This is a genomic window from Streptomyces sp. Tu6071 (assembly GCF_000213055.1).
Lineage (GTDB): Bacteria > Actinomycetota > Actinomycetes > Streptomycetales > Streptomycetaceae > Streptomyces > Streptomyces evansiae.
In genome coordinates this window covers 5,434,605-5,447,314 of record NZ_CM001165.1, presented here as the reverse complement: position 1 = coordinate 5,447,314, position 12,710 = coordinate 5,434,605, and the positions used below count along the sequence as shown (strand labels likewise).

Here is a 12,710-nt window from a genome sequence, read left to right as displayed (position 1 = left end):
GCACTGGCCAAGTGTCGTGGCGCGGTTTCGGCCACGGTTCTCCGGTACGGGGGCGGGGCGGGCCCCTCGTCGGACGGCATCAGGCGTCCCGGGCGCCGCCCGCGCCCCGCCCGTCTCCCCCGCACTGACCGAAAACGGCCTGCTCCGGGGACCCGGAAGGACGAACGGGTGGGCGCGACATTGACCCCGCCCACCCGTGGGGACCCCTGCCTACAGCCGCTCACCCCGGCTGCGGGCGTTCAGGTACCGCGTCTCGGCCCGCAGCCGCTCCATCGTCTCGGCGAGCCGCACCTCACTCGTGTGCCGCCCCCAGAGCGCGCCGCCCCCGATGGGCCGCATGACGACGACCTCCGGCGCGGCGGCCTCGACGATGCCGACCGTGTCGGTGACGGTGTCCACGACGTAGGCCCCGGCCTTGAACGTCACGCGCCGACCGCCTTCCGCCGCAACACGGCGGCGAGCTTCGCGGCGAGTTCGGGCGAGCACCCACCGAGAGTGACGTGCGGGCACGGCGCCTCACGGGCGACGGAGGCGAGATCGAGCGAGAGCGAGGGCAGCCGGAGCCCGTTGGCGGCGAGAGCGGCCCGGAGTTCGGCCACGGCATCCTCGGCGTCGGAAACACAAGCGGGGGCGTGCTGGGGGGAGTTGGGGGGCATGGGTTCACCTCGTAGTTGGATCGGGTTGTTTCGCGGATTCCGCCCTTCAAGGCTCTTGCGCTCCGCTTACGTTGTGAAGTAGCCACCGCTTGACACCGGGACTGTAAGGAGCCAGCGCATGACGAACGTCTCTCCCGGCGACCCCCTCCGCCTTCTCACGTGGCAGTACTTCGGCGAGGAGCTGCGACGGCTCCGGGAGGCGGCCGGGCTCACACAGGCCGATTTGGCGGAGCGGGTATTCGTCTCGGCCAGCTACATCGCACAGTTCGAGGCCGGTCGGCGCAAACCGATGGAGGACGTGGCGAAGAGGCTCGACCAGGCGTTGAAGACGAACGGCACCTTCTGGCGGATCATCCAGAAACTCATCAAGGACCAGGGGCCGTTTCCCCCGTTCGCGCTTCCCTTCTTCGAGATGGAACGGGAGGCCGTAGCCGTAAACGCCTTCGAAGCCACGCGGGTTCCGGGCATCCTCCAGACGCGGCGGTACGCGGACGCCATCTTCCGGGCCTCTCGCCCGTTCGCCCCCGCCGACGACCCCGAGATCGAGGAACTCATCAAGGCTCGGGTGCAACGCGCGGCTCTCCTGAGCGGCCCGAAGGCCCTGCAACTGTGGGTGGTCATTCACGAGACCGCGCTGCATACGCCGGTGGGCGGACCAGACGTCTTGCGGGAACAGTTGCGCCACCTCGCCGACTGCGTTCTCACCAAGAAGGCCGTCATTCAGGTGCTGCCCTTCACGGCTGGAGCCATCGGCGCTTCGGTCAATCCCTTCTCCCTCTTCCGCTTCGAGGACACACCTTCCGTTCTCTATACAGAGGCACTGTCCAACAGCATCGCTCGGGACGAACCGGAGACCGTGGAGTACGCGTTCGAGGTTTACGCTGGCCTGCGGAGTGCGGCACTCTCGCCAGAGACTTCGCTCGAACTCATCTCGTCCCTCACGCAAGGAACGCACGCGGATGTACACGCAAAGCAACTGGGCTAGCAACTGGCGCAAGTCGAGCTACTCGGACACGCAAGGTTCGGAGTGCGTCGAGGTCGCCCCCTCCCCCACCGTGACCGCCGCCCGTGACAGCAAAACCCCCGCCGGTCCCGTCCTCACCTTCTCCACCCCCACCTGGTCCGCCTTCCTCTCCCACCTCGCCGTCCGCCAGGACCACTGATCAACACACCCCGCACGCGACTCAATTGAGGCGCACCGTTGGACGGCGCTCCGCTTCCCGCAGCGGGGCCGCACACGACCGAGGCGCCCCGTGCGCCGACGCCCCGGCCGACACCTCGCCCCGCCGAGCCGGTCCACGTACCCACCCAGCGGTCTACGGTCCCGTACGGCGGGCCCCCTGCGGCTGCTCGACGGCGGCTTCCCCGACCGGGCCTCCATGGCGGGAATCGCCGAGCACGATCTGACGGAGGCGCTGAGGCAGGCCGACGCTCCCCCGGGCGGCGGCCCGTCGTGCCCGGGAAGCGCCGACGCTCCGCGCGCCGTGCGGCGTTGATCCGGCCGGACGGGGAACGCTGCCGCCATGTCACCTGCCAAGCCCGCCGAGGAGCCGTCCGTGGAGCCGATCACGCCCGAGCCGGTGCGGCGGTTGTCGCGCACCCTGCTGACCCAGTCCTGGCTCGACGTGGCCTTCCTGCACTGGGCGGCGGACCCGGCCGACGTCGCTCCCCTCCTCCCGGCCGGCACCGTGCCGGACACGCACGACGGCCGCACCTACATCGGCCTGGTGGCCTTCCGGATGCACCGCGTGGGCTGGTTCGGGCTGCCGGGCGTCCCCTACTTCGGGACGTTCCCCGAGACCAATGTGCGCCTGTACTCGGTGGACCGGCACGGGCGCCGCGCGGTGGTCTTCCTCTCCCTGGAGGCGTCCCGGCTGCTGCCGGTCGCCATCGCCCGCGCCTTCTTCCAACTGCCCTACTTCTGGGCCCGCATGAAGGTCGCCCGCGACGCGGACACCGTCACCTACCGCACCCGCCGTCGCCTGCCCGGCCCCCGGGGCACGCACAGCCGGATCTCCGTGCGCGTCGGCGAGCCGATCGCGGAGCCCACCCCTCTGGAACACTTCCTGACCGCCCGCTGGGGCATGCACCACACGTTCTTCGGACGCTCGGGACACCTGCCCAACATCCATCCCCGCTGGCCCCTGCACCGCGCGGAACTCCTCGACCTCGACGACGCGTTGATCCCCGCCGCAGGGCTGCCCGCGCCCGGCGGGCCGCCGCTGAGCGTCCTCTGGTCCCCCGGCGTCAGGGTGCGCTTCGGCCGCCTCGCCCGAGCGGCGGCAAGGGCGTGACGGCGGCCGGTCACCCCGCCTCCGCCCCCTCGCTCCTCGCGGGCTCGGCCTCCAGGAACGCCGCGCGGCGCCGCAGCCCGGCGGCGATCTCGTCCCACTCGGGCCCGTGCATCCACAGGTTCCCGGCCGCCTCGCGGAGCAGGGCGGGCTCGTCGGGCCGCTGGAGGAGGACGAGCCGGTACGCGAGATTGCGCACCCAGACGGGGAGCAGCCCGTCCACGCCGTGCGGGCACAGCGCGTGCAGCATCCCGAGGATGTCGTCGGGCGCGGCGAAGGTCAGCTCCTCGACGAAGTAGTGCACCCGGTGTTCGAGCCCGCACTCGGGCACCTCCCGGTACTCGTCCCCGAACAAACACCGCGCGTGTTCCGTCAGGCCGCCGTGCACACCGCACCCCTCTCCGAGCCGAGCCGGGCCGCGCCGAGTGGCACCGGGCCGTGGGGCAGCCACGGTAGGACACGGCGCGGGGCGCGGGAGCGGCCCCCGGGGCGGGTTAAAGGGGCCGGTACGGGGCGCGGGCCGACCGGCGCGGGGGCGCGGGCGCTCGGGGGCCTCCGCGCGAATCACCCGGTCGTGGGACGGCGTGCGCCGGGTCATGGGCGGTCGCGCGCGGGGGCACGCGTGGTGGGGGTACGCGTGGAGGGGCCAGGCGCGGACGGGCCACGCGGACTCGTGCGGGTCCGGTGCGAGGGCATCCACGCGCCACGGCGTTCACCCCCGGGCGCGGGACCGGCCGCGGGACGGCACTCACGGACCGGAGAGTTCCGGGCAGGACGGGGTACCCGCCCGTGGACCGGCCGACCGGCCGGCGCCCACCCCGGACAAGGAGACCCCTCATGGCGTCCTCGCTGCTCGAAGCCGTCGACATCAAGGCCCCGGTGGCGGTGAGCTGGGGGCTGTGGGAGAACGTGGAGCGCTGGCCCGCCTTCCTCAGCCACGTCAAGCACGTCCAGCGCACGGACGAGGTGACCTTCGTCTGGCAACTCGCCCTGCCCGGCGTGGACAAGGAGTTCGTCGCCGAGCTGACCGAGGTCGTCCCGGGCGAGCGCATCGCCTGGCGCACGATCCAGGGCGTGCACCACGCCGGGGTGGTCACCTTCCACCGGCTGAGCGCCACCGAGAGCCGCGTCACGCTCCAGATCGAGTACGAGCCCGAGGGCTTCGTCGAGCACCTGGGCGCCCTCACCAATCTCGACGCGACCCTCGCCAACTACGACCTGGGCGAGTTCCAGAAGCTCGCCGAGCTGGAGGCGGGGCGGGTCCGCGACGACGTGTAGGACGGACCGGGGGCGTCCCGTGGAACCGGGCGCGCCCCCCTTCACTGTCGGTGCCCCTCCCTAAGCTCCCGCTCATGAAGATCACCCACCGGTCGCTCGCCGATGCCTGGCAGCGGACCGCCGCCTCGCACCCGCTGCTCCACGGCGTCCCGTTCCCCTTCCTCGCGGACACGGAGGACGAACTGGACGCGTACGCGGAGCACGCCGGGGAGGAGGGGACCGGCGGCCTGTGCCTGCTCCTGGAGGCGGACGGCACGGTACGGGGCCGGGTCGGCGCGTACGAGGAGAGCTTCACGAGCCGCGATCCGGGGGACGTCCTCTACCTCGTCGCCGAGACCGCGATACGGGAGCGGAGCGAGGACCTGGCGGAGGCGGCCGACACGCTGGAGCGGATCGAGCCGGAGTGGGGCAGGCGTTTCCGGGGCGGCGGCCTCGGCGCCCCGGGGGCGCTCGCCCCGTGCGGGCGGGACCCGCTCGACGGCTTCGCGTGGAGCGCGAGGTCCTGGCGGAACCAGGACCCGTACACGTGCCTCGCCTTCTTCCGCACGGCCCCCGGACGACCCGTCGACGCGGAGCGCCTGGCGCTGCTGTACGGGGCCGACCCCGCGCAGGTCGCCGAGGGCACCCGGCTGAGGGACCTCCGGGCCGTGGACGGCGGCCGGGCGCACGACGAGCGGGAGTGGGAGAGCTGCGCGTACGGGCAGGCGGGCGGCTGGGCGTACCTGCTCCACCACGAGACCCCGCCGGGAGCCTTCGCGGACACGGCGGCGTACACGGCGCTCGGCGTCAGGGAGAGCGTGTGGCTCACGGCCACGATGGCGAAGGCCATCTACACGTTCCAGTACGTCAAGGACGACCACGTCGTCGACGACGGCGACCTTGGCGCGATGGAACTGCGGGCCTACTCCTACGGCCGTGCCCCCTACCGGCGCGGCGGCGCACTGGACTTCCTCAACCGCGCGCTTCGGCGCGCCGAGTTCGACCACCCCGAACTGACCGACCCGTACGCGCTCTACTTCCACGCCTTGGAGACATCCCTCGGACTCACCCTGCCCCGCCGGGAGTTCACCGAGGGCACCGTACGGACGGCGTACTGGGCGGGGGGCTGAGGAGGGGCGGGAGCGCGAGGGACGCCGGAGACGCCAGGGACGCCAGGGACGCCTGGGACGCCCGGGACGCCTGGGACGCCGACAGCGCGATCGCGCCTCATTTGGCGTTGAATTGGCCTTGCGCCAGGGCCCGTTGTCAATGGCAGCATGCACCGCATGGACAAGGACAGCACGGAGAAAGAAGCTCTTTCGGTGTTTCTCGCGGCCCAGCGCGCCAGCGTGCTCGCCGTGGTGGCGGGATTGGACACGCAGGCGCTCACCACGGCGGTGCTGCCCTCCGGGTGGACACCGCTCGGGCTCGTGGAGCACCTCGGGTACGCGGAGCGGCACTGGTTCCAGGAGGTCATCCGCGGGAAGGCCGAACCGCTCGACTGGCCCGAACCCCCGGTTCGGTTGACGACCCCGCGACCCCCGGAAACCGTCTTCGCCTTCTACGCGGACCAGTGTCGTATCTCCGACGAGGTGCTCGCCTGTACTCCGCTCTCCTCGCTCACGATGGGCCGCCACCCCGAGCCGATGGGGGCGGAACTGGACGACGTGCGCGGCGTCGTCCTGCACATGATCGAGGAGACGGCACGGCACGCCGGGCACCTGGACGCCGTCCGCGAACTCATCGACGGGCGGACGGGTCTGGGACCCCGCTGAGCCCCGGCCGCCCGCCCGGCCCCACAACTCGCGTGCGAACCAGTGGGGTTACGGTGGCTGCCGGATGCGACGGATGGGGGCGGGCGGAATGCCCGGAGCGTGGGTGGAGCGGGACCGGCGCCGCACGGTGCGGCTGTACGGGGGCCTGCCGCTGTTCGCCGCCGGGGTGGTCGTCGTCGCCTTCGCGGTCAACGCGCTCCGCTCGGGACCTAGTTGCCACGGCGCCTGCGTCGGCTCGCCGAGCGGCGAGGCGACCACCGTGGGCCGCGCCGAGGACGGCGACCCCCTCGTCGTCCTCGTCCCCTCGCAGGAGGACGAGGGCTCGGACACGGCGGCGGTGATCTCGGCGGCGGGCGGCGCGGCGGGCGCGGTCCTCGGCGGCACCGCGATGCTCGTCTCCGTACTGCGCCGCCCCGGCACGACAGGCCGCGCACCGGAGACGGGGACGGGCGCGGAGCCGGGCGCCCCGGCCCCGCGCCCCGCGGAGGAGCCCCGCAGGGACGCGTAACCGCCCACGCCCCGGCGGGGCTTGTCGGACGCGCGGGCCCTGCCCCCGCTGACCCTGTCCCCTCAGGACGCCAGGACGTGGCGGTCGCGGCTCGCGCCGAAGGCCGCGGCGGTCTGCGCGACGAGCACGGCGAGCAGCACGGCGACGGGCAGCGACCACCCGCCGCTCAGGGAGTGCAGCAGGCCGAGTCCGAGGGGACCGAGGCAGGCGATGAGGTAGCCCGCTCCCTGGGCCATCGTCGAGAGCTGGCCGGTGTGGTGCGCGTCGGGCGAGCGGGCGACGATGTAGCCGAGGGCGAGACCGATGGCGAGGCCCTGGCCCAGGCCGAGGGCGGTCATCCAGACGTAGGCGCCCGACACGGGGGACGTGAACAGGCCGACGAAACCGGTCGCGCACAGCAGGCCGGACGCCAGGGGCGCGACGAAGGCCGGGCGCAGACGCTGTTGCAGCCAGGGCGCCGCGAAGGACGCCGCCATGCCGGGGAAGCTGGAGAAGGAGAGCATCCATCCGGCCTGACTGTCGCTCATGCCGTGGTCCTGGAGGAGCGTCGGCAGCCAGGACAGGATCGCGTAGTAGCCGAGGGACTGCAGGCCCATGTACAGGGTCACCGCCCAGGCGGTCCGGTCGCGCCACAGCGCCCTGAGCGCGGGTGCGGCGGGATCGGTACCCGCGCGCTCCGCCTGATCCCGCCGCCGGTCCGGGGAACGCCGGTCCGGGGAAAGCCGGTCCGGCACGAGCAGTTCGGGGAGCCGGGCGAGGGCGGCGACGAGGGCCGGGACCGCCCCCAGCGCGAGCACCTGCCGCCAGCCCCAGCCGGTGGCCGACTCCAGCGGGACGACCACACCGGCGGCGAGCGCGGCGCCGCCGGACAGGGCCAGGGAGTAGCAGCCGAGCATCAGCCCGGCGCGTCCGGCGAAGTCGTGCTTGATGAGCTGCGGCATGAGGACGTTGCCGACCGCGATCGCCGCGCCCGCGATCAGGGTGCCGCCGAACAGGGCGAGGACTCCCGGCACCGAGCGCAGCACGATGCCGCCCGCCAGCGCGAGCAGCGCGCACCACAGCAGGCGGTGGGGGCCGAAGCGGCGGGTGAGCCGGGGCGCGAGGAAGGCGAACGCCCCGAAGCAGACGACCGGCACCGTCGAGAGGGCTCCGCCGCCGAACGACGAGAGGTGTTCGTCGCGCTGGACCTCCGTGAGGACGGGGGACAGGGACGCGACGGCGATGCGCAGGTTCAGCGCGGCCAGGCCGAAGGCGAAGGCGGCTTGTACGGTGCGCGCCCCGGCCGGTCCGGGGAGGGAGGGCCGCCGGGACGGCGACGGGAGGCCGACCGGGGCCTGAGGGGTCACTGGGCTGTTCATGCCGTCCACTCTCGGACGACACCCCGACGGCGGGCTACCGATAGGATGCCAATCCATGAGGGAAACCCGCCATCTTGGCTCCGCGGCACGCGGGCGCATCGTCCTGGCGCACGGGCAGCGGCTGCCCACCCATGCCCACGACCGCGGCCACCTGGTCTATCCGGCGACCGGCGTGCTGTCCGTGACCACCGCCGGGGGTACGTGGATCGCTCCGCCGACCCGGGTGGCGTGGACGCCCGCGGCCTTCGAGCACCACCACACCGCGCACGGCGACGCGGACATGCGGATTCTGTTCCTGTCCGGCGCGCTCGCCGCCCGGCTGCCCGCGCATCCCGCCGTGCTCACCGTCTCCCGGCTCGCCCGCGAAGCCCTGCTCGCGCTCACGGCCGAGGAGGCGGAGACCGGCGGGCGGGCTCCGGAGGCGGTCGACCGGCTCCGGGCGGTCGTCGTCGACGAGCTCACGGCGGCGCCCGAACAGCCGCTGCATCTGCCCGAACCGGCCGACGACCGGCTCCGGGCGCTGACCGGCATCCTCTACGCCGACCCCGCCAACCAGCAGACGCTCGCCGAGCTCGGCGCGCGCGTCGGGGCGAGCGAGCGGACACTCAGCCGGCTCTTCGGGCAGGAACTCCGGATGAGTTTCCACCAGTGGCGCACCCAGCTGCGCGTCCATCACGCGCTCGCCCGGCTCGCGGCGGGGAAGTCCGTCACCGACACCGCTCTCGCCTGCGGCTGGGCCAATGCGACGAGCTTCATCGAGGCTTTCGCCGCCCTCGTCGGCGAGACCCCCGGCCGCTACCGCAACCGTCAGCTCCACACCGAGGGCGGCTAGGGCCGCCCCGCGTCGGGCGCCGTCCGAGCCCGTACCGGGAACCCGTGCCGCCGGGCGCCCGCCGCCACCGCGAGCGCCGGGACGAGGAAGGCGAGGACGCTCCACGGCAGCGCCCCCGTGCCGAGCCCGTCGAGGAGGAGACCGCCCGCGAGGCCGCCCCCGGCCGTCGCCACGTTCCACAGCGTCACGAGCCACGCCTGCGTCGCCTCCGCCGCGCCGCCGCCCGTCTCGTCCTCCTCCTCCGCGCCGTCGCCCGCGTCGCCCGCCGCCGTCTGGAGGAGCGTCGGCGTACCGCCCCAGCCGAGCCCCCACAGCGCCGCCGCCGCGTACACGAGCGCCGCGCTGTGCGCCGGTACGGCGAGGAGCGCCGCCGCGCCCGCGACGAGGAGCGTGGCCGCGAGGGTGAGGGCGCGCAGGCGGCGGTGGATCAGCGCGCCGACCAGCCAGATGCTCAGGAGCGAGGCGAGGCCGAAGACGAGGAGGACGCGGTCGGTCGACCCGCCCATGCCGACGTGGTGCAGGTAGGGCGCGAGGTAGGTGTAGCAGAGGGTGTGCGCGAGCACGAAGAGCAGCGTCACGGCGAGGACCGGCAGGACACCGGGGATCGCGAGGACGCGCGCCACGGGGGTACGCGCGCCCGCGGGCCGTCCGGGCCGGTCGGGGACCACGAGGGTGATCCAGCAGAGGAGGACCACCGTGAGTGCCGTCATGGCGAGGAAGGCCGTGCGCCAGTCGGCCGTGAGCCCGAGATACGTACCCGCGGGGACGCCCACCGCGAGCGCGACCGGGATGCCCGCGAGGGCCACCGCGACGGCGCGGCCGTGCAGGCGCGCGGGGACGAGGCTGCGCGCGTACCCGGCGAGGAGCGCCCAGGCGAGACCGGCGGCGACCCCGGCGACGGCGCGGGCGGCCAGGGTGAGGGGGTAGCTCGACGAGAGCGCGGTCACCGTGTTCGCGAGGCCGAAACCGGCCATGGCGGTCAGCAGCAGCCGCCTGCGCGGCCACGGGGCGGTCGCGCTGGTGAGCGGGAGCGCGGTGAGGGCGATGGCGAGCGCGAAGACGGTGACGGTCTGGCCCGTCGCCGACTCGCTCACGCCGAGGTCCGCGCTCATCGCGGGCAGCAGCCCGGCGGGAAGGACCTCGGTGAGGCACGTGAGGAAGACGGCGGTCGACAGGGCGAGGAGCGCGGGCAGCGGAAGCCGCTCCTTCGCGGGCTCAACGGGACGCTTGTGTACGGGAATTGCTCGGTCTGTGCTCGACATGCCCCGTATAGTCGAACCCTCACACCGGTGTGAGGGTCAAGCGGGACCGGGTTGCCGGTCGGACGAGGGGGCCGGGATGCGGATCGGTGAGCTGTCGGAGCGTACGGGGACGCCGCGACGGCTCCTGCGCTACTACGAGGAGCAGGGGCTCATCCACGCCGACCGCTGCGCGAACGGCTACCGCTCCTACGACCCGCGCACGGAGGACCGCGTCCACCAGATCCGGGGCCTGCTCGACGCGGGCCTGCCGACCCGCGTGATCAAACAGCTCCTGCCGTGCCTCGACAAGCCCCGCGAGATCCACTTCTCCGACGCGACCCCGGAGACGCTCGCGACGCTGGAGGCGGAGCGCGCGAGGATGGACGAGCGCATCGCCTGCCTGACGCGCAACAGGGACGCGATCACCGCCTACCTGGCCGCCGTCCGCGCCCAGCCGTGCACCGCGCCCGCCGGGCCTTGAGCGCTCACACGTGCTCCTCCGGCGGGGCGTCCGTCCAGCGCGACTCCGGCGTGAGGTGGCTCATGTCGTTCTGGACGTGGAGGCACGGGGCGCGGCCCGGGGTGTGGCGGATCGTGGTGAGCGAGGCGTGGGAGTGGTTGATGCCGAGCCAGCGCCAGCGCGGGGCGTGGAGGGCTTCCCGGACGAGCCAGGCGACGAGGAAGTTGTGGGTGACGACGACGTCGTGGCGGACGGTGTCGCCTTCGGCGGGTCCGGTGTACAAGTCGGTCGCCCGGCGCGCGAGTGCGCGTCCGGCTTCGGCCTCCTCGGGGGTCGTGTCCGCGAGGAAGCCGAGGTAGAAGTCGGCGAGGTGCGGCGGGAGTTCGTCGCGCCGCGGCAGGTGCGGTACGTAGTCGCCCGCCGTCTCGGCGGGCTCGGGCCGCACTCCGGCGCGCTCGCCGACGATCCGCGCGGTCTCGGCGGCACGGGGAAGCGGGCCGTGGTGGAGCGAGGTGAGGGGCAGCCGTTTCAGCCGCTCGCCGAGGAGTTCGGCCTGCCCGCGCCCCCGCGCGGTGAGCCCGCTGCCGTCGGGCGCGGGTTCGGCGTGGCGGACGAGATGCACGAAGCGGGTGGCGGGCAAAGGGAACCTCCGGGGCACGTGATCACGACGGGGAGAGGGACGCCCGCACCCGTGGGGCGGTTCCGTGCGACCGGCCAGGGGACGGGGGCGCCGCTCCCGTACCGCCCGAACCGCCCTCCCCGTCACCGCTGTTGATGCCCCCGCTCCCCCCGCGCCCTCACTCCGCCCGCAGGATCTCCACACCCAGGCGCACGAGTTGGGCGAGGACCGGGTCGTCGGGTGCGGCGTCCGTGACGAGTCCGGTGATCTTCTGCCAGGGCAGGACGCGGAAGCGGGACGCGGTGCCGATCTTCTCGGAGGAGGCGAGGATGTAGGTCTCGGCGGCGCGGGAGGCGAGGGCGCGTTTCATGGCGGCCTCGTCGGCGTCGCCCGTCGTGAGCCCGACCTCCGGGTGGACCCCGGTGACGCCGAGGAGGCACAGGTCCGCCGAGACGTTCTGCGCGGCCTCGACGGCGGCGGCCCCGCACGTGACCGCCGAGTGCTTGAAGAGACGGCCGCCGAGGAGGAAGAGTTCGGCACGCGGGTGGTCGAGGAGCGCGGCGGCGATCGTGGGGCTGTGCGTGATGACCGTGCAGGGCAGTTCGTGCGGGAGGGCGCGGGCGAGCGCGAGCGCGGTCGTGCCGCCGTCGAGGATGACCGCGCCGCCCGGACGGATGAGCCTCGCGGCGAGCGCGGCGACCTTCCGCTTGCCGTCCGGGGCGACGGCCTGCCGCGCGGTGTACCCGGCGACGGCGGGCGAGACGGGAAGGGCACCCCCGTACACCCGCTGGCACAGGCCCTCGGCGGCCAGGTCGCGGAGGTCGCGGCGCACGCTGTCCTCCGAGATGCCCAGGTCGGCGGCGACGTCCTTGGCGATGATCTTGCCCTCGTTCGTCAGCAGACCGAGGAGGTGATCGCGGCGTTCAGCAGCAAGCATGCATAGTCCCTCCTGTTCTTGCACGTTCCTGCGGGTAGTCTACCGCTCGTCCCCCCTTCCCCCCTACCCCCAGGAGCCCCCTCGTGGCGGATCGCCCCGGCATCGAGATCCCCGACCACCGGGGCCGCACCGGCCTCGACGAGGCCGGGCGCGGCCTCGACCGCAACCCGGACGTCGTGGTCGAGGACGTCGCGCTGACCTCGCAAGGGTGGCACGTCCTGCGCCGTACGAGATTCGCGTACCGCCGCAAGGACGGCCGCTGGCAGACCCTGGAGCGCGAGACGTACGACAGGGGCGACGGCGCGGTGGTCCTGCCGTACGACGCCGAGCGCCGACGCGTGCTGCTGACACGCCAGTTCCGCTACCCGGCCTACGTGAACGAGCACCCGGACGGCATGCTGGTCGAGGCGGCGGCGGGGCTGCTCGACGCGGACCGCCCGGAGGCGGCGATCCGCCGGGAGGCGGAGGAGGAACTCGGCGTCCGCCTGGGCCCGTTGACCCACGTCTACGACACGTACATGAGCCCCGGCTCGGTCACCGAACGCCTCCACTTCTACGCGGCCCCGTACACTCCCGCCGACCGCGTGAGCCGGGGCGGCGGCCTGGCGGAGGAGGGAGAGGACATCGAGGTCCTCGAACTCCCCTTCCCGGAGGCCCTGTCGATGATCCGCGACGGCCGCATCGCGGACGCGAAGACGGTCATGCTCCTGCAATGGGCGGCGCTGGAGGGCCCGTTCCGGCAGTGAGGGCACGGGGAGGGCGGGCGCTCCTGCCCA

The 12,710-nt window shown here is 73.6% G+C and carries 17 protein-coding genes and 1 pseudogene; 11 read left to right on the top strand and 7 right to left on the bottom strand.

What is annotated here, in order from left to right; genetic code table 11:
- Positions 1–210: 210 nt before the first annotated feature.
- Positions 211–426, bottom strand: a complete 216-nt coding sequence (locus tag STTU_RS22830; RefSeq protein WP_043256031.1) for a hypothetical protein — start codon at positions 424–426, stop codon at positions 211–213.
- Positions 423–656 carry a hypothetical protein gene (locus tag STTU_RS34720; RefSeq protein WP_009065115.1) on the bottom strand — a complete coding sequence of 78 codons (234 nt, stop codon included), beginning with the start codon at positions 654–656 and terminating at the stop codon, positions 423–425. Before STTU_RS34720 ends, STTU_RS22830 begins: the two co-directional genes overlap by 4 nt.
- 118 nt (positions 657–774) lie before the next feature.
- Here STTU_RS34720 and STTU_RS22825 point away from each other — a divergent pair, with 118 nt between their 5' ends.
- The 4 genes and pseudogenes from STTU_RS22825 (at position 775) to STTU_RS22815 (ending at position 2,950) form a co-directional block, all read left to right on the top strand.
- Complete coding sequence (locus tag STTU_RS22825; protein ID WP_043256029.1) at positions 775–1,641, top strand: helix-turn-helix domain-containing protein; 867 nt, start codon at positions 775–777, stop codon at positions 1,639–1,641.
- A complete protein-coding gene (locus STTU_RS22820; protein WP_007827230.1) occupies positions 1,616–1,819 on the top strand; it encodes a DUF397 domain-containing protein in 204 nt (67 codons plus the stop codon). Before STTU_RS22825 ends, STTU_RS22820 begins: the two co-directional genes overlap by 26 nt.
- A 159-nt stretch (positions 1,820–1,978) precedes the next feature.
- Positions 1,979–2,152, top strand: a pseudogene (locus STTU_RS35635) (aminoglycoside phosphotransferase family protein); the annotation flags it as partial.
- A gap of 27 nt (positions 2,153–2,179) precedes the next feature.
- Positions 2,180–2,950, top strand: coding sequence for a YqjF family protein (locus STTU_RS22815; RefSeq protein WP_007827226.1), 771 nt, complete (start codon positions 2,180–2,182; stop codon positions 2,948–2,950).
- Positions 2,951–2,960: 10 nt separating this feature from the next.
- On the opposite strand, the gene STTU_RS22810 is transcribed toward STTU_RS22815, so the two are convergent.
- Positions 2,961–3,335: a hypothetical protein gene (locus STTU_RS22810; RefSeq protein ID WP_043256025.1), complete on the bottom strand. Its 375-nt coding sequence runs from the start codon at positions 3,333–3,335 to the stop codon at positions 2,961–2,963.
- A gap of 449 nt (positions 3,336–3,784) precedes the next feature.
- Here STTU_RS22810 and STTU_RS22805 point away from each other — a divergent pair, with 449 nt between their 5' ends.
- From STTU_RS22805 to STTU_RS22790, 4 genes are all read left to right on the top strand, one after another.
- Positions 3,785–4,225, top strand: a complete 441-nt coding sequence (locus STTU_RS22805) for an SRPBCC family protein (RefSeq protein ID WP_007827223.1) — start codon at positions 3,785–3,787, stop codon at positions 4,223–4,225.
- 74 nt (positions 4,226–4,299) lie between these two features.
- Entirely contained in the window at positions 4,300–5,334 is a 1,035-nt protein-coding gene (locus tag STTU_RS22800; RefSeq protein ID WP_007827221.1) for a hypothetical protein, read from the top strand.
- Between the two features lie 156 nt (positions 5,335–5,490).
- Positions 5,491–5,979, top strand: coding sequence for a DinB family protein (locus tag STTU_RS22795; RefSeq protein WP_009065133.1), 489 nt, complete (start codon positions 5,491–5,493; stop codon positions 5,977–5,979).
- An 88-nt stretch (positions 5,980–6,067) separates the two neighbouring features.
- Positions 6,068–6,487 carry a hypothetical protein gene (locus STTU_RS22790; RefSeq protein ID WP_007827219.1) on the top strand — a complete coding sequence of 140 codons (420 nt, stop codon included), beginning with the start codon at positions 6,068–6,070 and terminating at the stop codon, positions 6,485–6,487.
- Between the two features lie 62 nt (positions 6,488–6,549).
- On the opposite strand, the gene STTU_RS22785 is transcribed toward STTU_RS22790, so the two are convergent.
- Positions 6,550–7,845: an MFS transporter gene (locus STTU_RS22785; protein ID WP_234019301.1), complete on the bottom strand. Its 1,296-nt coding sequence runs from the start codon at positions 7,843–7,845 to the stop codon at positions 6,550–6,552.
- 55 nt (positions 7,846–7,900) lie between these two features.
- Here STTU_RS22785 and STTU_RS22780 point away from each other — a divergent pair, with 55 nt between their 5' ends.
- Entirely contained in the window at positions 7,901–8,677 is a 777-nt protein-coding gene (locus tag STTU_RS22780) for an AraC family transcriptional regulator (RefSeq protein ID WP_043256023.1), read from the top strand.
- Here the strand turns inward: STTU_RS22780 and STTU_RS22775 are convergent.
- Entirely contained in the window at positions 8,674–9,939 is a 1,266-nt protein-coding gene (locus STTU_RS22775) for an MFS transporter (RefSeq protein ID WP_007827216.1), read from the bottom strand. The genes STTU_RS22780 and STTU_RS22775 overlap by 4 nt on opposite strands.
- Positions 9,940–10,015: 76 nt before the next feature.
- Here STTU_RS22775 and STTU_RS22770 point away from each other — a divergent pair, with 76 nt between their 5' ends.
- Positions 10,016–10,399 carry a MerR family transcriptional regulator gene (locus STTU_RS22770; protein ID WP_007827215.1) on the top strand — a complete coding sequence of 128 codons (384 nt, stop codon included), beginning with the start codon at positions 10,016–10,018 and terminating at the stop codon, positions 10,397–10,399.
- 4 nt (positions 10,400–10,403) lie between these two features.
- On the opposite strand, the gene STTU_RS22765 is transcribed toward STTU_RS22770, so the two are convergent.
- Positions 10,404–11,018 carry a histidine phosphatase family protein gene (locus STTU_RS22765; protein ID WP_007827213.1) on the bottom strand — a complete coding sequence of 205 codons (615 nt, stop codon included), beginning with the start codon at positions 11,016–11,018 and terminating at the stop codon, positions 10,404–10,406.
- Between the two features lie 157 nt (positions 11,019–11,175).
- The gene (locus STTU_RS22760) at positions 11,176–11,934 is read right to left on the bottom strand and encodes a DeoR/GlpR family DNA-binding transcription regulator (RefSeq protein WP_007827212.1); all 759 of its coding nucleotides are present in this window, start codon (positions 11,932–11,934) and stop codon (positions 11,176–11,178) included.
- Between the two features lie 83 nt (positions 11,935–12,017).
- On the opposite strand from STTU_RS22760, the gene STTU_RS22755 reads away from it, so the two are divergent.
- Positions 12,018–12,680: an NUDIX domain-containing protein gene (locus STTU_RS22755; protein ID WP_007827211.1), complete on the top strand. Its 663-nt coding sequence runs from the start codon at positions 12,018–12,020 to the stop codon at positions 12,678–12,680.
- Positions 12,681–12,710: the final 30 nt, after the last annotated feature.